Below are 18580 nucleotides of genomic sequence, written 5' to 3' on the forward strand. Positions count from 1 at the left end.
CCTCAACGCGCCGCAAGGAACCCCGCGACGGCGTCGAGTGCTCCGTCGTGCGCCTCCAGATGGGGGAGGTGAGCGACATCCCGCAGCTCGAGGAACGTCGAATTGGGGATGCTCGCGGCGACTTGGAGGGCGTAGCGCCGGATGTGTTCGAGGTCGAGGTCGCCGACGATGACGAGCGTCGGCACCGCTATATCGCCGAGGCGCGTCCAGGCGTCGCCAGGCTCGGACTGCTCACCCGGATCGGCTGCGCGCAGGGCGACGCCGTTCATCGCCAGAAAGTGCTCGCGGGCCGTGTGCGAGGCGCGACCGGGGCGTTCCGGCCCGTCGAGCCAGACGATCGCCTCGAGGCGGTTCACCTCATCGACGTCTCCGTCGGCGTCTGCTGCGTCGATCAGTTGATCCAGCTCAGCAACCCTCGGGGCGAGCACGGGCGCGGGAGCACCGCTCACGGCTGGTGCGATGAGCACGAGCGCCGACACCCGGTCCGGGTGCGCGAGCGTCAGATCGAGCGCCGTTCTGCCGCCCATCGAGCATCCGATCACGACTGCGGCGCCCGGTTCGCAGGCATCCAAGACGGCGAGCGCGTCTGCGACGGGTGACCACCCGTCCTCGGTCTCGTAGGCGGTCTCCCCGTACCCTCGGGCGTCGAACCTGACCGTGCGGAAACCGTCTCCGAGCCGTGCGACCAGGGAGTCCCACGATGTCCTGTCGGTCACACCGGCGTGGATCATCAGCACGGCGCCGCCGTGACCGGTCGCCTCGGCGGCGAGCTGCGCGCGCCCGGAGGCGACGGTGATCAGAGTCACGGGACGAGGATGAGCTTGCCGTCGGCGGCGTGGGACTCCACGAGTTCGTGGGCTCGCGCCGCCTCGGCGAGCGGCAGCTCCTGACCGAGCTCGACCGTGAAGTCGCCCGCGGCGATGAGCGCGATCGTGGCGGGCAGCGCCTCGGCGCGCCAGGCGAGCTCCTGCTCCGTGAGCGGGATCGGCGATCCGCCGGAGAACGCACGGATGCCGAAGGACGCGGCGTCCGGTCCGCGCACGATCGTCGCGATGCGGTCGCGGTCGGAGACGAGGGCGAGCGAGGTCTCGATCGCCTCGTCGGTGCCAGCGCAGTCGAGGGCGACGGTCGCTCCGTGCGGCGCGGCGGCGCGCACGCGATCGAGCAGCCCGTTCCCGTAGGCGACGGGGATCGCGCCGAGCTCGCGCAGCTGATCGTGTCGTGCCGGGCTCCCGGTCGCGATGACCGTCGCACCCCAGGCCACCGCGAACTGCACGGCCGCCTGGCCGACAGCCCCGGAGCCCGCGTGGACGAGGAGGACGTCGCCGGCGGTCACGGCGAGTGAGCGCAGCGCCTGATACGCCGTACCCGCGGGGATCGCGATCGCCGCGCCCTCGGCGACGGTGACGCTGTCGGGGAGCGGGGCGAGATGAGCAGCCGGGACCGCGAGCGCCGAGGCGTAGGTGCCGAGCGTGTCGCGGATCGCGACGCGGTCTCCCACGGCGAACCCCTCCACGCCCTCGCCGATGGCCTCGACCACGCCGGCGCCGTCGAAGCCGATCCTGCGCGGCTCGGTGATCGGGGCCGAGGGCCTCCTGCCTCCGCGGAGCTTCGCGTCGATCGGATTCACCCCCGCTGCCTCGATGCGGACGACGACCTCGCCGGCACCAGCGACCGGGTCGGGGATGTCGCTGAGATGGAGGACGTCAGGGGAACCGAACTCTGTGTAGACGATCGCGCGAGCCATGTCTCCAGGCTAGCTCCGGCAACCGATCAAGGGGGCGGATGGCCGGCAACCCCTCAGCGGGCCGCGAGCGCCTTCGTGATGCGCTGCGGCGACACCGGCTGCGCGGTTCCGAGGCGCTGCGCGAACACGCTGATCCGGTACTCCTCCAGCAGCCACCGCGTCTCCACGAGGGCGGGCGCGGCGTCGGCGGCGAGCGGGATCGTTCCGCCGGCATCCTCGAACGCCTTCGCCATCCGCTCGAACTCGCTCATGCGCGAACGGTCCTTGCCCGGCTCGCTCGCGAGCGTCTTCAGCCGGTCGAGCATGCCGTCGAGGTAGCGCGGGAAGTGCGCCAGACGGTCGACGCCGGCCGCCGAGATGAACCCGGGGTGCAGGAGCCCTGCGAGCTGGGTGCGGATGTCGTTCAGCGGCCCGAGGAGGGAGAGGGAGTTCTGCGACTTGATGCCGCGCTCCACCTCGCGCGCCTTCGTGAGGACGCGCGCCACCAGCGACACGCACGCGAACAGGTCGTCGACCAGCGTCGCGGACACGGCGTCCCTCGCCTGCGCGAACGCGGCCTCGGTGCGCAGCGGGCCGCGCGCATCGAGCACGCGGCGGGCCACGGCGGTGCGGGCGTCCTCGATGAGCGCCGCCGCATTCTGGTACGGGGATGCCGCGAGTGCCAGCTTCTCCTGGCTGGTCAGGTGCTCCTGGATGTACGAGGAGGGCGTCGGCACGGCGAGGAGCACGAGGCGCAGCACGCCGTCGCGGGTCGCCGCCGCCGCGGCATCCGCCGTCGCCTCGACCCGCACCGCGACGGTCCTGCCCTGGTCGACGATCGCCGGGTATCCGCGCACGACTCCGCCGGCGACCCTGGTGTCGAGCACCTCGGGGAGATCGCCGAAGGTCCACGTGGTGAGCCCGCTGCGCTCGATGGAGGCCGTGGCGGCCGGTGCCGACGGTCCCTTCGCGCCCGCGGGACGGGGGGAGGCGACCGAACGAGCCACGCTGCTGCGCGCGCGGTCGGCCAGACCCTTCTGCAGCGCGGCGAGGTCGCGGTCGGAGCCGACCACGCGTCCGCGCTCATCGACCGCGCGGAAGTTCATGCGCAGATGCGCCGGCACCCGATCGTCCTCGAACTCCGCAGCCGAGACGAGCTGGTTGGCGAGCGGCTGGATGAGACGGGCCAACGCCTCCTTCAGCGTGCGCGACGGGCGGCCGTCGTGCGACTCCGGTCCCTGCCCTGCGAGCTCGACGCCGAACTTCTCCGCCCAGTCCGCTGCGGGCACCACGTGCCGTCTGATGGCCTTCGGGAGGGCGCGCAGGAGTCCGGTGATGAGCTCAGCGCGCAGTCCGGGCACCTGCCAGTCGAAGCCCGTGTCCTCGATCTGCGCGAGGAGTGCGAGCGGCACCACGACGCTCACGCCGTCGTCGGCGGCGCCGGGCTCGAAGCGATAGGCGAGCCCGAGCACCTGGTCGCCCTGCGTCCACCGGGTCGGGAACTCGCTCTGGTCCGCGCGGCCGTCGTCGTCGAGCAGATCGGCCTCGCGCATCACGAGGAGCTTCGGCGTCGCCGTCAGGGCCTCGCGCCACCACTTCTCGAAGGACCGCACGTCGAAGACGTCGGACGGGATGCGCTCGTCGTAGAAGCGGAACACCGCCTCGTCTCCGGCGAGGATGTCGCGGCGGCGCTCGCGCTCCTCCAGCTTCTCGAGGCGCTTGCGCAGTTCGGCGTTGCTGCGCCAGAACGCGCTCACCCTCTTGTCGATCCGGGTCGGGTCCCACTCGCCCTCGACGAGCGCGTGCCGCACGAACATCTCCCGAGAGGCGGCGCGGTCAATACGGGCGAACTGCACGCGGCGTCGGGGGATGATCTCCACGCCGAACAGCGTCACCTTCTCGAAGGCGACGGCCGCTCCGGCATCCTTCGACCAGTGCGGTTCGCTGATCTGACGCTTCGCGAGGTCTCCGGCGAGGGACTCGGCCCATGCGGGGTCGATCTCGGCCACCGTGCGCGCGAACGTCCGCGAGGTCTCCACGATCTCGGCCGCCATCACGGCGCGTGGGCTCTTCTTGCGCAGCCCTGACCCGGGGAAGATCGAGAAGCGGATGCCGCGGGCCCCGCGGTACTCCGACACCGTCCGCTTCTTCGGGGTGCCGCCCTTGGCGGTGCTGCGCTCGTCGATGATGCCGATCTGCGAGAGCAGCCCGGACAGGAGCGCCCTGTGGATCGCATCGGGGTCGGCGGTGCCGGAGCCGTCCTTCTCGCGCACCAGGGAGCGCAGCTGCCGGTGCACGTCGAACCACTCCCGCACGCGCACGTAGTTCAGGTGCTCGCTGCGGCACATCCGACGGAACGCGCTGGAGCCGAGCTCCCGCTGCTGCTCGCGCAGGTGGTTCCACAGGTTCAGCACGGCGAGGAAGTCGCTGGTCGGATCCGCGAAGCGCGCGTGCATCCGCTCCGCCTCGTCGCGCACCCCCTGCGGGGCGTCTGCGGACGGGCGCTCGCGCACGTCCTGGATCGTCAGGCCGGCCACGATCGGCAGCACCTGGGCGGTGACGCCGGTGCGCGAGGCCTCGACGAGCATCCGGGCGAACCGCGGGTCCATCGGCATCCGCGCGAGGTCCCGGCCGATGCGGGTGAGCCTGCCGTCGGCGACCGCTCCCAGCTCGGTGAGCAGGTCGAACGCGGCCTTGACCCCGCGGGAATCCGGAGGGGTGAGGAAGGGAAACTCGGTGATGTCGCCGAAGCCGAGCGACAGCATCTGCAGCACGACGGAGGCGAGTGACGTCCGCAGGATCTCCGGCTCGGTGAACTCGGGGCGCTTGTCGTAGTCGTCCTCGCCGTACAGGCGGATGGCGATGCCGGAGCTCGTGCGCCCTGCGCGACCGGAGCGCTGGTTGGCCGACGCCTGTGACACCGGCTCGATCGGCAGCCGCTGCACCTTCGAGCGGTTGCTGTAGCGGGAGATGCGCGCGGTGCCGGTGTCGACGACGTACTTGATGCCCGGCACCGTGAGGCTGGTCTCGGCGACGTTCGTGGCGAGGATCACGCGGCGCCGCAGACCCGCGACCGTGGAGCGCTCGAAGACCCGGTGCTGCTCGGCGGCGGAGAGCCGCCCGTACAGGGGCAGCACCTCGACCGGCGAGGTCTGCGAGCGGTAGGCACCGCGCACCGCGTCGGCCGCATCGCGGATCTCCGCCTCCCCGGGGAGGAACACGAGCACGTCGCCCGGGGCCTCCCGGTCGAGCTCGCGCAGCGCCGTGACGATCTCGGCGACCTCGTCGTCCTCCGTCTCCTCGGTGCGCGCGCGGTAGCGGATCTCGACGGGGTACGTGCGGCCGGAGACCTCGATGATCGGCGCGGGGCGGCCGTCGGCATCGGCGAAGTGCGCCGCGAAGCTCTCCGGATCGATCGTGGCCGAGGTGATGACGACCTTGAGGTCGGGGCGTTCGGGGAGGATCCGCACGAGGTAGCCGAGCAGGAAGTCGACGTTGAGAGAGCGCTCGTGGGCCTCGTCGATGATGATCGTGTCGTAGCGGCGGAGCAGCCGGTCGCGGTGGATCTCGTTGAGCAGGATGCCGTCGGTCATCAGCGCGATGCGCGTGGCGTCGGAGACCTGGTCGGTGAAGCGGACCTTGTAGCCGACGGCCCCGCCGAGCTCGACCTGCAGCTCCTCGGCGACGCGCTCGGCGATCGTGCGCGCGGCGAGGCGGCGCGGCTGGGTGTGGGCGATGCGCTCACGGCCCAGCTCGAGGCAGATCTTCGGCAGTTGCGTCGTCTTTCCCGATCCCGTCGCACCGGCGACGATCACGACCTGGTGGTCGCGGATGGCGTCGGCGATCTCCTCCCTGGCCGCGCTGACGGGCAGCTCAGGGGGGTAGGAGATCACGGGAGAAGACATAGCCCTCCATCGTATGCCGGGATCGAGCGCATACGATCATCGGGTGACGAGAGTGCTGCGATGGTTCCGCGAGTTCGGCCTCCCTCCGCGGATCCTGGGGCTCGACATCGCCCGCGGCCTCGCGATCCTCGGCATGGCCGGCGCCCACGTCGGCGAGACGGGGGAGTTCGATCTGCTCGACCCCTCGACCTGGCTGGCGATCGTGCACGGCCGCTCGTCGATCCTCTTCGCGGTGCTCGCCGGCGTCTCGATCGCGCTCATGACCGGGCGCAGCGAGCTGCCCGATCCCGCCAGGATGCCGGCGCTGCGACTCAACCTCGTCGGCCGGGGCGCCGTCATCTTCGCGATCGGCCTGGTGCTGGAGATGTTCAACACCCCGATCGCGGTGATCCTCACCCTCTACGGCATCCTCTACGTCGCGATCATCCCGTTCCTGCGGTGGCGTCCCTCGCACCTGCTCCTGCTCGCGGGGCTGCTCGCCGTCGCCGGGCCCGCGGTGCTGGCGCTGATCACCGCCGTGACGCTGCATCCCTACGGCGCGGGGATCTCCTTCGCCCTGTACGGCTCCTATCCGATCACCGTCTGGTTGGCGTTCGTCCTCGGCGGCCTGGCACTCGGCCGTCTGCGGGTCGAGCGCGTCGAGACCGCCCTCGTCGCGTTCGGCGTCGGGCTCGGGCTCGCGGTGGTCGGCTTCGCGCTCGAGGTGGTCGGAGCGGTCGCGGGCATCGGGACGTCGGAGTCCGAGGGGGCGTGGTCGGGAGGCGATGGCTGGAGCGGATATCCGGACGCGCTGGCCGATGCTGATCCCTTCGGCGCCGTGCTGTCGGCGATCTTCGCGTCGTACCCGCACTCCGGGGGCACCGCCGAGATCCTCGGCTCCGGGGGATTCGTGCTCGTGGTGATCGCGCTGTGCCTGCTGCTGAGCCGCCCGCTGCGTCGGGTGCTGCTGCCGCTCGGCGCCCTGGGGTCCATGCCGCTGTCGGCATACAGCCTGCACGTCGTGTCGGTGTCGCTCATCGCGGGCCCCGGCGGCTTCATCCAGAGCAACGCGTTCTGGGCGCTCACGGCCATCGTGCTGCTCCTGCTGGCCACCGTGTGGTCGATCTTCTTCGGGCGTGGTCCGCTGGAGCGGCTCGTCGGCACCGCGGCCACGGCGATGGCTGCGGTGCCGACGAGGTGAGCCGATCAGAAGTGCGTGCCGCCGTCGATGCGCACCTCGGTGCCGGTGATGAAGGCGCCGTCTTCGCTCGCCAGCATCGCGACGACGCCGGCGACGGACTCCGGTCCGGCGAAGCCCTGGCCGATCGCGGGGGCGAGCTTCATGAAGAGGCTCATGTCGGCGTCCTCGGGCAGGCCGGGGCCCACGCTCTGACGGCTCTGGCCTGAGCCGTCCGTCATGCCGGAGGAGATCGAGCCCGGCTGCACGGCCGTGAAGCGGATGCCGCTCTTGGCGTACTCCGCGGCGAGCGCGTGGGTCATCGACTGCACGCCGCCCTTGCTGGCCGCGTAGGCGGCCATGTAGGGGTGCGCGAAGCCGGCCGACGTCGAGCTGAAGTTCACCACGGCCGACGAGGCGCCGTCGCGCAGCGCGGGGATCGCCTCGCGGATCACGAGGAACGTGCCGACCAGGTTGATGCGGATGATCTGCTCGAACTGGTCGAGCGTCGTCTCGTGCGTGTGCGAGGAGCGCAGGATGCCGGCGGCGTTGACGAGCACGTCGAGCCCGCCGAGGGCCTCGACGGCGGCGGCGACCCCGGCGCGGACGGACGCCTCGTCTCCGATGTCCATGGTGACGGTGGTGAGGCGGTCGGAGAGCGCCCCTGCCTTCGCGACCGTGTCGTCGAGGCCGGCGGCGCTGACGTCGGCGGCGACGACGCTGCCGCCCTCGCTCAGCATCCGCAGCACGGTGGCCTGGCCGATGCCAGAGCCTCCGCCGGTGACGAGCGCCCGACGTCCTTCGTAGCGGTTCATGATCTTCCCTTCGTCGATGTGTGATCACTTGGCAGGATATGCCTGGGTGGCACGATGTGCCAACTAGTACTCTGGGGCGGTGGAGACGCAGACCCTGACCGCGCGGCGCAAGGCTGCGACCGAGCGCGACATCGCGGGCGCGGCGGCCGCCCTCTTCGCGGAGCAGAGCGTGGCGCAGGTCACCGCCGAGCAGATCGCCCAGCGCGCCGGGGTGTCTGTGCGCACGTTCTACCGCTACTTCGCGCGCAAGGAGGACGCGATCGCGCCGATCCTCACGGTCGGCGCCGCCCGCTGGCAGGCGGCGTTCGCGGAGGCGGGGGACGGCGCTCTCCGCGAGCGCATCCCCGCCGTGATCGCCGGACAACTCGGCGCCGACGGCGAGGGAGACCTCCAGGTCATGCGCGCGCTGCTGATCGGGATCGAGTCCGACGATGCGCTGCGCGACGTGTGGCTGCGCGTCAACGACGACTCCGAACGGCGGCTGAGGGAGATCCTGCAGGGCCGAGGTGCGGCCGGAGCCGATGCGCGGATCCTCGCCGCCGTCGCGACGGACGCGATCCGCATCGCCTTCGAGGAGTGGGCCTCCACCGACGACGGACCACGGCCCGACGTGCTCGCCGTCGAGATGTTCCGGCTCATGTCCGCGGGGATCTCCGGGCTCGACTGAGCGGTCGTAGGGTGGAGATCATGACGATTCCTGCTCTCGAACTGAACGACGGCCACTCCATCCCGCAGCTCGGCTACGGCGTCTTCAAGGTGCCGCCGGCGGAGACCGAGCGCGCGGTGAGCGAGGCGCTCGAGATCGGCTACCGGCACATCGACACGGCCGCGATCTACGGCAACGAGGAGGGCGTGGGGGCGGCGATCGCGGCATCCGGCATCCCGCGCGAGGAGCTGTTCGTCACCACCAAGCTGTGGAACGACCGCCACCACGACGACGAGCCCCGTGCCGCGATCCGCGAGAGCCTCGACAAGCTGCGCCTCGACAGCGTCGACCTCTACCTCGTGCACTGGCCGACGCCGGCGAAGGACGACTACGTGCACGCCTTCGCGAAGCTGATCGAGCTGCGCGAGGCAGGGCTCACGCGCAGCATCGGCGTCTCGAACTTCCTGGTGCCCCACCTGGAGCGCACGGTGGCGGAGACGGGGGTCGTGCCCGCGGTGAACCAGATCGAGCTGCACCCCGCCTACCAGCAGCGCGATGTCGTCGCGTGGGCCGAAGCCCACGACGTCCGCATCGAGGCGTGGGGACCGCTCGGCCAGGGCAAGTACGACCTCTTCGGCGTGCCCGCCGTCGCGGATGCCGCGGCCGCCCACGGCGTCACCCCGGCACAGGCGGTGCTGCGCTGGCACCTGCAGAAGGGGAACATCGTGTTCCCGAAGTCGGTGCGCGCCGAGCGCCTGCGCGAGAACCTCGACGTCTTCGGCTTCGAGCTCACCGCGGACGAGATCGCCGCGATCGACGCACTCGACCCGCTGGACGGGTCGGGCCGCGTCGGCTCCCACCCCGACGACGTGAACTGAGTCCCTCTCGTTCCTTGCATGACGCCCTGTGTCGCGGCCCGCGACACAGGGCGTCGTCGCGGGTAGCTTCGTCGGCATGACAGCTGCCTACCGTGTCGTCGCCGTCTCGGGTTCCCTGCACGAGCCGAGCAAGACCACCGCTCTCATCCGCGCCATCGGCGCCGCGATCGCCGAGCGCGCCGACATCGAGTTCGAGCTCATCGAGCTCACCGACATCGGTCCGGACCTCGCCGGTGCGCTGCGCCGCGACCAGTTGCCCGCGCGGGTGGAGGACAAGCTCCTCGCGGTCGAGAAGGCCGATCTGCTGATCGTCGGCAGCCCCGTCTACCGGGCGTCGTTCACGGGTCTGTTCAAGCACCTGTTCGACTTCGTGGGGCAGTACGAGCTCGTCGGCAAGCCGGTGCTCCTGGCCGCCACGGGCGGCGGCGAGCGCCACGCCCTGATCATTGAGCACCAGCTGCGTCCGCTGTTCGCGTTCTTCCAGGCGCTCACGCTTCCGCTCGGCGTGTACGCGAGCGACACGGACTTCGCGGGGTACGAGATCAGCTCCGAGGTCCTGCACAGCAGGATCGCCCTCGCCGCTGAGCGCGCGCTGCCCCTCGTCGGCTACGCGGCCACCAGACCCGTGGAGCTGCTCGCCGGCTGATCCGACGGCGGCGTACGGTGAGGCTATGACCAACCGGCTCGCCGACACCCTCAGTCCGTACCTGCGCGCGCACGCCGAGAACCCGGTCGACTGGTACCCCTGGGGTCCCGAGGCCTTCGCCGAGGCCCAGCGACGGGATGTGCCGCTGCTGATCTCGATCGGCTACTCCACCTGCCACTGGTGCCATGTGATGGCGCGCGAGTCCTTCGCCGATCCGGCCATCGCGGCGCTGATCGACGAGGGGTTCGTCGCGGTGAAGGTCGACAGGGAGGAGCACCCTGACGTCGACGGCGCCTACATGGCGGCGGCATCCGCCTTCACGCAGAGCCTCGGCTGGCCGCTCACCGTGTTCGCGACCCCGCGCGGCCGCGCCTTCTACGCCGGCACCTACTGGCCCCCGGAGCCGCGCCCGCCGATGCCGTCGTTCCGCGAGGTGCTGGCGGCGGTGCGCGAGGCCTGGACGCTGCGGCGCGCGCAGGCGGAGGAGTCGGCGGATGCGGTGTCCGACGCGCTCGCGAGAGCGACGGGGTCGGCTCCCTCCGACCTGCCGACCGCCGCTGATCTGGCCGCTGCGGCCACGGCGATCGCCCATCGGGAGGACCGGGTCCACGGAGGGTTCGGCGGAGCGCCGAAGTTCCCGGTGGCGACCGCGCTGAGCTTCCTGCAGACGCCGCTGGTGCGCCGAGAGGCTCCCGAGGCGGCCGCTGCCGCCGAGAGAGCGCTCCTCGCGATGGTCGGCTCCGAGCTGAGGGATCGGGACGGCGGGTTCTTCCGCTACGCCACCCAGCGCGACTGGACGGTTCCGCACTACGAGCGGATGCTGACCGACAACGCGCAGCTTCTCGACGTCGCTCTCGCCTCGGGCGACGATGCGACGGCCGAGGGGGTGGTCTCGTTCCTGCGGGGCTCCCTGCGCCGCGAGGGTGGAGGGTTCGGCGCCGCCCAGGACTCGGAGTCGTGGATCGACGGAACCCGCAGCGAGGGCGGCTACTACGCGAGGACCGCGCAGGAGCGCGCCGGTCTCGAGCCCCCGGAGGTCGACGGCAAGATCATCACGGGCTGGAACGGACTCGCGATCGGGGCGCTCTCACGGGCGGGCGCCCGGCTCGGGGAGAGCACCTGGATCGACGCCGCGGCGGAGGCTGCGGAGTCCGTCCTGCGCGCCAACCGCGCCCCGGACGGCCGGCTCGTGCGCACATCGCTCGCGGGGATCCCCTCGTCCGCCGCCGCGACGGCATCCGATCTCGCACTGCTCGCCGACGGGCTCTTCGCGCTCGCCCTGGCGAGAGGAGAGGTCGCATGGGCGGTCAGGGCACGGGAGCTGCTCGACCAGGCGATCGCCGGCGTCGCGGGCGATCCGCTGCTGTCCGCGCAGGGCATCGCCGGCTCACCTGATCACTCCGACGGCGACCTCCCGTCGGATGCGTCCGCCGTGGCGGCGGCCGCCCTGACGGCGTGGCGGCTGGGAGCGGGGGAGCGCTATCGGGAGGCGGCGTCCGAGATCGTGCGCGTCCACGGCGCGGCCTCGGTGGCGCAGCCCTTCGCGCACGGCAGCATGCTGCGTGCGGCCGCGGGGCTCGTCGATGCGCCGCGGCAGGTCGTCGCCGTGACATCGGCGCCGGACGGCCCTCTCGCGGTCGCGGCGCGCGCGGCGGATGCCGAGGCGGTCGCCGTGGTCTCGCCCGCGCAGGCGCGCGCCTTCGCGGAGGCCGGGTTCGAGCTGTTCGAGGGCAAGGACGCGGTGCCGGAGCGCGTGCACGACTGCCGTGCGTTCGTGTGCCGTCTCCCCGTGAGCGATCCGGCGGAGGTCGTCGCGACGCGCTGAGTCAGCTCGCGTTGCGCGGATGCCGCTTCGCCGCGCGTTCGTTGCCGCGGCGGTAGTTGCCGGTGACCCGCGCCATCAGCAGCTGCGGGTCGCCGGCGTCGGCCTCGGCGAGGAAGGCGGCGGCCTTCGCTCCGCGCAGCACGGTCGCCGTCGTGCCGTGATGGCGGATGACGACGTCGCCTCCGCGCACCACGTACTCGAATCCTGCCGGGGCCGCCATGAGGCGATCGTAGACCGTGAGATCAGACGTTGGCGTAGCCCATGCCCATCGCGGACCTGACCTCGCGCAGGGTGGCGTCGGCGATCGAGCGGGCGCGGGCGTTGCCCCTGCGCAGCACGTCGTCGACGAGACCCGGCTCCTGGGCGAGCTCGGCCCGGCGGGACCGATGCCCGGCGAGGAAGCCGTTGACGGCCTCCGTCGCGAGGGTCTTGAGTCCGGAGGAGCCCGCCGCGCCGACCTCCTCCGCGACGCGCTCCGGGGTCGTGCCGAGGCATGCCGCCGCGGCCTGGAGCAGCCCCGACACTCCGGGGCGCCGCTCGGGGTCGAAGGTGATGAGGCGCTCCGAATCGGTCGGGGTGCGGCGGATCAGGGCAGCCGTCTCGTCCGCCGTCATCGACAGGGAGATCGCGTTCCCGTAGCTCTTCGACATCTTGCGGCCGTCGAGTCCCGGCAGCTCCGGCGTCTCCGTCACGAGCGCTTCGGGTTCGGGGAACACCTCGGCGTAGCGTTCGTTGAACCGTCGGGCGATGAGCCGGGTGATCTCCACGTGGGGGAGGTTGTCCTTCCCCACGGGCACGAGGGTGCCCTTGCAGAAGAGGATGTCGGCCGCCTGGTGCACGGGGTAGGTCAGCAGCAGTCCGCTCAGAGCCCTGCCGGATGCCGCGTGCTCGGCCTTCACGGTCGGGTTGCGGTGCAGCTCCGCCTCGCTGACCAGGCTGAGGAACGGCAGCAGGAGCTGGTTGAGCTCCGGCACGGCGGAGTGCGTGAAGATCGTCGTGCGCTCGGGGTCGAGCCCCGCGGCCAGGTAGTCGAGGATCGCCGAGCGGACGTTCGCGGCGACGCCGTCCGACGCGTCGCGGTCGGTGATCACCTGATAGTCGGCGAGGATCACGAAGGTCTCGACCCCGAGCTCCTGGAGTCGGACGCGCTCCCTGATCGTGCCGAAGTGATGGCCGAGGTGGAGGGCGCCGGTGGGGCGCTCTCCCGTGAGGATGCGGAAGCCGGACGGGTCGTCGGCGATGCGGCGCTCCAGGGAGGGCATGCGTGCGGCGGTCGCGGTGAAGGAATCCATGTGTGCTCCAGGTCGATGGGTGCACGAACAGACATCCGCGGGTCGCGGGCCGCCGTGCAGCCCGCGAGACATGCGTCTGAGGGCTGCTACCGCAGCCACCAGCTCACCGAGAGGAGAGAACGCATGCATCCATCCTACGGCGGGGGAATCACTGTGCAGACTGCTCAGCGATTCGAGGGAAGTACCCGCTCGGCTGCGCGCCCTGCGCAGGGAATGCTGCACCGTTTGCCCAGCGGGCGGCATCCGGTCTAGTGTTGCGCGACAGCGGCCGACGCCGGTCGCCTCCGATCTCAGCAAGGATGCTCTGACGATGACCCTCCCCACCCGTCCAGGCCTCGAGGCCGTTCCCGCCTATCGTCAGGGCCGTTCGGCGCCGGCCGGCGCGTCCAAGCTCTCCTCGAACGAGTCTCCGCACCCGCCGCTCGCCTCGGTGGTGGCCGCCGTGCAGGATCGTCTCGGCACGATCAACCGCTATCCCGACATGAGCGCCGCCGCGCTGCGCGACGCCCTCGCGGCCAGGTACGACGTCGACGCCGCGCTCGTCACGGTGGGCGCGGGCTCGGTGGAGCTCGCCGCACAGCTCATCCACGCCGTCGCGGGCGAGGGAGACGAGGTGATGTTCGCGTGGCGATCGTTCGAGGCCTACCCCTCGCTCGTGCGCATCGCCGGGGCCGTTCCCGTGGCCGTGCCGCTGGACGCCGAGCACGCGCACGACCTCGACGCGATGCTCGCCGCGATCACCCCGCGCACCCGCGCGATCTTCGTGTGCAACCCCAACAACCCCACCGGCACCGTCGTGAGCGCGGCGGAGCTGGAGCGCTACGTCGCCGCGGTGCCGCACGACATCCTCGTCGTGATCGACGAGGCGTACGTGCACTTCGACCGCACCGACAGCTACGGCGCCGGCATCGAGCTGTTCCGCCGGCATCCGCACGTCGCGGTGCTGCACACGTTCTCGAAGGCCTACGGGCTGGCCGGTCTCCGCGTCGGCTACGCGATCGCCCCGCGCGAGGTCGCCGACAATCAGCGCAAGGTCGCGGTGCCGTTCGGCGTCACCGACCTCGCGCAGACGGCGGCCAGGGCGTCTCTGGATGCCGAGGACGAGCTCGCCGTGCGCATCGAGGAGGTCGTCGTGCAGCGCGACCGCCTGCAGGCTCTCCTCGTGGATGCCGGGTGGCCGGCCGTCGCCTCTCAGGCGAACTTCGTGTGGGTGCCGGCGGGGGAGCGCACCTCGGAGCTGGAGGCGCTGCTCCACGAGGGCGGCGTGATCGCCCGCGCCTTCCCCGGCGAGGGCGTGCGCATCTCGTCCGGCAGCATCGACGACATCGACCGCGTGGCAGCCACGCTCGTTCGCAAGGAGGCGACCGTATGACCGAGGTGCCCACCACCACGACCACGACCAAGGGCCTGCATCCGGGACTCACCCGTCGGCAGATCTCCATGATGGGGCTCGGCGGCGCGATCGGCGCCGGCCTGTTCGTCGGATCCGGCCAGGCGATCAGCATCGCGGGTCCCGCCGTGCTCGTCTCCTACCTCGTCGCCGGCGGCATCGTCGTCCTCGTGATGGCGATGCTCGCCGAGATGGTCGCCGCCCGCCCCAGCTCCGGGGCGTTCAGCTCCTACGCGCAGAAGGCGATGGGCCGAAGCGCGGGCAGCGCCGTGGGGTGGCTGTACTGGATCCAGCTCGTCGTCGTGATCGCCGCCGAGGCGACGGGTGCCGGCGGCATCATCGCCCAGTGGGTGCCCGGCATCCCCGCCTGGGCCTGGGTGCTGGTCTTCGTCGTCGCCCTCACCGCGGTGAACCTGTTCGGCGTGCGCAACTACGGACGCTTCGAGTTCTGGTTCGCCGCGATCAAGGTCGCCGCGATCATCGCCTTCCTCGTGGTGGGCGTGTGCGCCATCATCGGGCTGATCCCCGGCGTCCCCGCGACGGGCGTCTCCCACATCGTCGACCACGGCGGCTTCGCTCCGAGCGGCATGACCGGCATCGCCGCCGCGCTGCTCATCGTGGTGTTCGCGTTCGGCGGCACCGAGGTCGTGGCCATCGCCGCGGCGGAGTCCGACGACCCCTCTCGCAACATCCGCCGCATCGTCCGCGAGGTGCTCGTGCGCATCCTCATCTTCTACGTCGGCTCGATCTTCGTGATCGTCGCCGTGCTCCCGTGGAACGACCCGGCGGTGAAGAAGGGGCCGTTCTCCGCGGTGCTCGACACGCTGAACGTGCCCGGCGTGGGGCTCGTGATGGACCTCATCGTCGTCATCGCGCTGCTCTCGGCCATGAACGCGAACATCTACGGCGCCTCGCGCATGGCGTACTCGCTTGGAGAGCGCGGCCTCGCCCCTCTCGCCGCCACCCGCACGAGCGTCAAGGGCGTGCCCTACATCGCCGTGCTCGCCTCGGTGGCGTTCGGCTTCGTGACCGTGGCGCTGAACTGGATCTACCCCGACGCCGTGCTGCCCGCGCTGCTCAACGTCGTCGGCTCGACGATCCTGGTCATCTGGACCGCGACGGCCGTGTCGCAGATCATCCTCCGTCGTCGCGCCGACCGCGACGGCGAGGCGATGCCGATGCGGATGTGGGGCTTCCCGTGGCTGTCGTGGCTGTGCCTGGTGCTGCTCGGCGTCGTCATCGCCCTCGCGATGATCGACGAGGGCGCGCGCGTGCAGCTGCTGCTCACGATCGGTCTCACCGCGGTGCTCCTCGTCGTCGCCCGCCTCACGCGCGGCGTCGCACGGCCCGGCGTGGTGCGGGAGTAGCCCGTGCGGATCGACCGTCTCGATGCGGCGCTGATCCGCCTGCTCACCGAGGAGCCGCAGCTGCCGATCCTCGAGTGCGCACGGCGGCTCGGCGTCGCCAGGGGCACCGCGACGAGCAGGCTCGCGCGTCTGCACGAGGGAGGCGTGATCCAGGCGATCGTGCCGCAGCTGGACCCCGCCGGCTTCGGCTACGCGGTCGTGGCGTTCTGCCTGGTGGAGATCGACCAGAAGGTCGGCCACGATGAGGTCGCGGTCGCCCTCGCCGACGCGGTGCCCGAGATCGTCGACATGCACACCGTCACCGGGGCGAGCGACATGCAGCTGCGCCTCGTCGCTCGGGACGCCGCCCAGCTGCAGGAGGTCCTCGACAGGGTGGCGCTGGTGCCGGGGGTCGCACGCACGGCATCCTCGATCGCGATGCGCACACACCTGTCCGGCCGCGTGCTCCCGCTCGTCGAGCACGTCGCCGAGGCGGAGAACGGCTAGATTCCCGCGTTCGAGAACTCGCCGGTCAGCGTGCCGTCCAGATGCACGCCGTGCCCGCCGAACATGTCCGCGTCATCGAACTCCAGCGAGAACGAGCCGTCGTCGTGCGCGACGTGGATCGAGATGAGTCGCAAACGGGCGGCGAACTCGTCGCCCGTCAGCCGCGCCTCCTCGCTCTCCGCCCAGCTCTCGTTGTACATCTCCAGGAGCGCCTCGGCGGCGAACCCCGTGGCCGCCGACTGCCACTCCGAGGGTGCGGAGAGGAGCGTGGCGATCGTGCCGCACATCGTCGCCATCCGCGCATCCGTCGACGAGACGATCGACACCTCGGCGTCGTGTCCCATCCACCCCCGCCGCATCGAGTACCACCCCGTGGAGCGGTCCTCGGTCAGCGCGCCGAGATCGGCGGACAGGAAGGTCTTCGGCGTCGTCCGCGCCGCGAGGAACGACTCCAGCGCGGGGACGGACCTGGTGGGAAGAACCTCGACCAGGAGGAAGCGGCGCGGGTCGGCGAACGAGAAGCCTCGTTCTTCGAGCTGGCGTCGCGCATCGGCCTCCTCGGGGGAGAGATAGCCGTTGGAGCGCCGCACCCGCACGGTCAGGATGCTGTCGCCGGTGAGCCGCTCGCGCAGAGCGGCCAGGCCGTCGTCGTCGACGAGCTGTTCCAGTCGGCAGCTCTCGCTGATGAGGGGAGCGCCGGCGTCGATGTCCCCGTCGATCCAGGCCGCGATCTCGATCGACGCGGCCCACAGCTGGGCCGGTCCGGACGGGTGCTGCGCTCCGTGCTTCGAGGCCGAGACGCCGTTCGGCCCCGTGACGACGGTGATGTCCTCGGTGCTCCGCTCGAACTTCTGATCCTGCAGGGCGAGCTGGTGAGCCGCGTCCATCACACCCAGCCCGGCAGCCAGTTGTGCAGCAGCCAGAAGTCGTAGGGCACGCTCATGCCGGTCCACACCGGGTAGAAGAACGCCGAGACGAGCACCGCGAACGCCAGGAAGATCAGCACGGTGCGCTCACCCGACTGCCTCCGATGCAGAGGATCCTCACGACGCCCCGCGATCACGCGCATCGTGACGGCGAGCCCGATCACCATGAACGGCATCATCGCGACCGTGTAGAACTGGAAGATCGTGCGCTCGGGGAACAGCAGCCACGGCACGTAGGTCGCGGCCAGCCCGATCAGCGGGTAGGTGAGCGCGGGGTCGAGCGGCTGCTTCGCGATCCAGCTGCGCACCAGACGGTAGAGCAGGTAGACGGATGCCGCCACCGCCGCGTACCAGATGAGCGGGTTCGGGATGCTGGAGATCACCGCGATGCAGTGGTCGGTGCCGCACCCGCTGGGTTCGGCGCCGACCCACACCGCGGTGGGGCGCAGCAGGAGGGGCCACTCCCACGCGGGGCTCGCGTACGGGTGCCCGCTGGTGAGGCCGACATGGAAGTTCAGGATCGCCTGGTGGTAGCGCCAGAGTGAGGCGAAGGGGTTCGGGTCGAGGTCGCGGTTGTAGCCGCCGGAGGTGACGAGCCAGCCCGTCCAGCTCGCGAGGTACACGGCGAACGCCGGGACCACCAGGAGCACGAACGACACGGGGCCCTGCTTGAAGGCGGCGGCGGTCGGCCACAGCACGACTCCCGCCCGGCGCCGGGCGAGGGCATCCGTCACCACGACGTAGAGTCCGAAGGCCGCGAGGACGTACAGCCCCGACCACTTCACGGCGCACGCGGCGCCGAAGGCGAGCCCGGCGGCGACGAGCCATGGGCGTCGCCAGAGCACGCGCCCCCACATCGGATCGGGGGCGTCGTCGTCCCTGCGCTCCAGGAGGGGGATCGTGCGCTCCCTGTCGTACAGGACGAACAGGACGCCGAGCATGATGAAGAAGGTGAGGATGCCGTCGAGGAGGGCGATCCTCGAGAGCACGATGCTGAGCCCGTCGATCGCGAGCAGGCCGCTCGCGACCGACGCCACGACGACCGAGCCGGTGAGCCTGCGCGCGATGAGGTAGGTGAGCAGCACGGTCCCGGTGCCGAGGAGAGCGGTGGCGAGGCGCCAGCCGACGCTGTTGTCGGGTCCGCCGAGAGCCATGCCGAGAGCGATCAGCCACTTGCCCAGAGGCGGGTGGACGATGAACGCGCCCTTCGCGTCGAGCGGGAGCTGCTGCAGCGTGATGAACGCCTCGTTCGCGTTCTCACCCCACGTCCCCTCGTACCCCAGGGTCCACAGCGACCAGGCGTCCTTGACGTAGTAGGTCTCGTCGAAGGCCAGCTGATGGGGGTGCCCGAGGTTCACCAGTCGCAGCACACCGGCGAGCAGGGTGATGACCAGCGGCGCGAACCAGTGGATCATCCGCCCCCAGTCGGGGCTGCGCAGGATGCTGTCGCGCAGCTGTCCGTAGCGGGTGAGGCGCTCCTCGGGGGCGGGCAGCAGGGGCACGGGCGCGGTCACGGGTACAG

At 71.3% G+C, this 18580-nt stretch carries 16 protein-coding genes; 8 read left to right on the forward strand and 8 right to left on the reverse strand.

The window, feature by feature from the left end; genetic code table 11:
* Positions 1–2 precede the first annotated feature (2 nt).
* The 3 genes from LC438_RS06195 to hrpA are packed head-to-tail and all read right to left on the reverse strand — an operon-like array spanning position 3 to position 5631.
* The gene (locus LC438_RS06195) at positions 3–806 is read right to left on the reverse strand and encodes an alpha/beta fold hydrolase (RefSeq protein WP_223586108.1); all 804 of its coding nucleotides are present in this window, start codon (positions 804–806) and stop codon (positions 3–5) included.
* Entirely contained in the window at positions 803–1747 is a 945-nt protein-coding gene (locus tag LC438_RS06200; protein ID WP_105672303.1) for an NADP-dependent oxidoreductase, read from the reverse strand. The genes LC438_RS06195 and LC438_RS06200 overlap by 4 nt, the downstream gene beginning before the upstream one ends.
* Before the next feature lie 53 nt (positions 1748–1800).
* On the reverse strand, positions 1801–5631 hold the full coding sequence (hrpA, locus tag LC438_RS06205; RefSeq protein WP_223586109.1) for an ATP-dependent RNA helicase HrpA: 3831 nt from the start codon (positions 5629–5631) through the stop codon (positions 1801–1803).
* Positions 5632–5674: 43 nt separating this feature from the next.
* On the opposite strand from hrpA, the gene LC438_RS06210 reads away from it, so the two are divergent.
* Positions 5675–6811 carry a heparan-alpha-glucosaminide N-acetyltransferase domain-containing protein gene (locus tag LC438_RS06210; protein ID WP_105672423.1) on the forward strand — a complete coding sequence of 379 codons (1137 nt, stop codon included), beginning with the start codon at positions 5675–5677 and terminating at the stop codon, positions 6809–6811.
* Between the two features lie 5 nt (positions 6812–6816).
* Here the strand turns inward: LC438_RS06210 and LC438_RS06215 are convergent, their stop codons facing one another.
* Positions 6817–7602 (reverse strand): SDR family NAD(P)-dependent oxidoreductase, encoded by a 786-nt coding sequence (locus tag LC438_RS06215; RefSeq protein ID WP_105672301.1) that lies wholly within the window; start codon positions 7600–7602, stop codon positions 6817–6819.
* Between the two features lie 79 nt (positions 7603–7681).
* Between LC438_RS06215 and LC438_RS06220 the strand changes: the two genes are divergently transcribed.
* The 4 genes from LC438_RS06220 to LC438_RS06235 all read left to right on the forward strand — a co-directional run bounded on the left by LC438_RS06220 (position 7682) and on the right by LC438_RS06235 (position 11597).
* Positions 7682–8269, forward strand: a complete 588-nt coding sequence (locus LC438_RS06220; protein WP_223586110.1) for a TetR/AcrR family transcriptional regulator — start codon at positions 7682–7684, stop codon at positions 8267–8269.
* Between the two features lie 20 nt (positions 8270–8289).
* Positions 8290–9126: an aldo/keto reductase gene (locus LC438_RS06225; protein WP_223586111.1), complete on the forward strand. Its 837-nt coding sequence runs from the start codon at positions 8290–8292 to the stop codon at positions 9124–9126.
* A gap of 76 nt (positions 9127–9202) precedes the next feature.
* Positions 9203–9772 (forward strand): FMN reductase, encoded by a 570-nt coding sequence (msuE, locus tag LC438_RS06230; RefSeq protein ID WP_105672420.1) that lies wholly within the window; start codon positions 9203–9205, stop codon positions 9770–9772.
* A gap of 25 nt (positions 9773–9797) precedes the next feature.
* Positions 9798–11597 carry a thioredoxin domain-containing protein gene (locus LC438_RS06235; protein ID WP_223586112.1) on the forward strand — a complete coding sequence of 600 codons (1800 nt, stop codon included), beginning with the start codon at positions 9798–9800 and terminating at the stop codon, positions 11595–11597.
* Position 11598: 1 nt separating this feature from the next.
* Here the strand turns inward: LC438_RS06235 and LC438_RS06240 are convergent, their stop codons facing one another.
* Entirely contained in the window at positions 11599–11817 is a 219-nt protein-coding gene (locus LC438_RS06240; RefSeq protein WP_223586113.1) for a hypothetical protein, read from the reverse strand.
* A 22-nt stretch (positions 11818–11839) separates the two neighbouring features.
* Positions 11840–12889, reverse strand: coding sequence for a tryptophan--tRNA ligase (gene trpS / locus LC438_RS06245; protein WP_223586114.1), 1050 nt, complete (start codon positions 12887–12889; stop codon positions 11840–11842).
* 310 nt (positions 12890–13199) lie between these two features.
* Between trpS and LC438_RS06250 the strand changes: the two genes are divergently transcribed.
* The 3 genes from LC438_RS06250 to LC438_RS18745 are packed head-to-tail and all read left to right on the forward strand — an operon-like array spanning position 13200 to position 16132.
* On the forward strand, positions 13200–14261 hold the full coding sequence (locus LC438_RS06250; RefSeq protein ID WP_223586115.1) for a histidinol-phosphate transaminase: 1062 nt from the start codon (positions 13200–13202) through the stop codon (positions 14259–14261).
* Positions 14258–15646: an amino acid permease gene (locus LC438_RS06255; protein ID WP_223586116.1), complete on the forward strand. Its 1389-nt coding sequence runs from the start codon at positions 14258–14260 to the stop codon at positions 15644–15646. The genes LC438_RS06250 and LC438_RS06255 overlap by 4 nt, the downstream gene beginning before the upstream one ends.
* A gap of 3 nt (positions 15647–15649) precedes the next feature.
* A complete protein-coding gene (locus LC438_RS18745; RefSeq protein WP_105672295.1) occupies positions 15650–16132 on the forward strand; it encodes an Lrp/AsnC family transcriptional regulator in 483 nt (160 codons plus the stop codon).
* On the opposite strand, the gene LC438_RS06265 is transcribed toward LC438_RS18745, so the two are convergent.
* Together LC438_RS06265 and LC438_RS06270 are read right to left on the reverse strand one after the other, a co-directional pair.
* Positions 16129–17019, reverse strand: coding sequence for a DUF2262 domain-containing protein (locus LC438_RS06265; protein WP_223586117.1), 891 nt, complete (start codon positions 17017–17019; stop codon positions 16129–16131). The genes LC438_RS18745 and LC438_RS06265 overlap by 4 nt on opposite strands.
* Positions 17019–18572 (reverse strand): dolichyl-phosphate-mannose--protein mannosyltransferase, encoded by a 1554-nt coding sequence (locus LC438_RS06270; RefSeq protein ID WP_105672293.1) that lies wholly within the window; start codon positions 18570–18572, stop codon positions 17019–17021. The genes LC438_RS06265 and LC438_RS06270 overlap by 1 nt, the downstream gene beginning before the upstream one ends.
* Positions 18573–18580: the final 8 nt, after the last annotated feature.

The sequence above is a fragment of the Microbacterium sp. OVT16B genome (assembly GCF_019969705.1).
Taxonomy (GTDB): domain Bacteria; phylum Actinomycetota; class Actinomycetes; order Actinomycetales; family Microbacteriaceae; genus Microbacterium; species Microbacterium natoriense.

Excerpts from the sequence above, each read along its gene's own strand:
- LC438_RS06200 (WP_105672303.1), bottom strand. The coding sequence starts at position 1,747 with ATGGCTCGCGCGATCGTCTACACAGAGTTCGGTTCCCCTGACGTCCTC.
- hrpA (WP_223586109.1), bottom strand. The coding sequence starts at position 5,631 with ATGTCTTCTCCCGTGATCTCCTACCCCCCTGAGCTGCCCGTCAGCGCG.
- LC438_RS06215 (WP_105672301.1), bottom strand. The coding sequence starts at position 7,602 with ATGAACCGCTACGAAGGACGTCGGGCGCTCGTCACCGGCGGAGGCTCT.
- LC438_RS06225 (WP_223586111.1), top strand. The coding sequence starts at position 8,290 with ATGACGATTCCTGCTCTCGAACTGAACGACGGCCACTCCATCCCGCAG.
- msuE (WP_105672420.1), top strand. The coding sequence starts at position 9,203 with ATGACAGCTGCCTACCGTGTCGTCGCCGTCTCGGGTTCCCTGCACGAG.
- LC438_RS06235 (WP_223586112.1), top strand. The coding sequence starts at position 9,798 with ATGACCAACCGGCTCGCCGACACCCTCAGTCCGTACCTGCGCGCGCAC.
- LC438_RS06240 (WP_223586113.1), bottom strand. The coding sequence starts at position 11,817 with ATGGCGGCCCCGGCAGGATTCGAGTACGTGGTGCGCGGAGGCGACGTC.
- trpS (WP_223586114.1), bottom strand. The coding sequence starts at position 12,889 with ATGGATTCCTTCACCGCGACCGCCGCACGCATGCCCTCCCTGGAGCGC.
- LC438_RS06250 (WP_223586115.1), top strand. The coding sequence starts at position 13,200 with ATGACCCTCCCCACCCGTCCAGGCCTCGAGGCCGTTCCCGCCTATCGT.
- LC438_RS06255 (WP_223586116.1), top strand. The coding sequence starts at position 14,258 with ATGACCGAGGTGCCCACCACCACGACCACGACCAAGGGCCTGCATCCG.
- LC438_RS06265 (WP_223586117.1), bottom strand. The coding sequence starts at position 17,019 with ATGGACGCGGCTCACCAGCTCGCCCTGCAGGATCAGAAGTTCGAGCGG.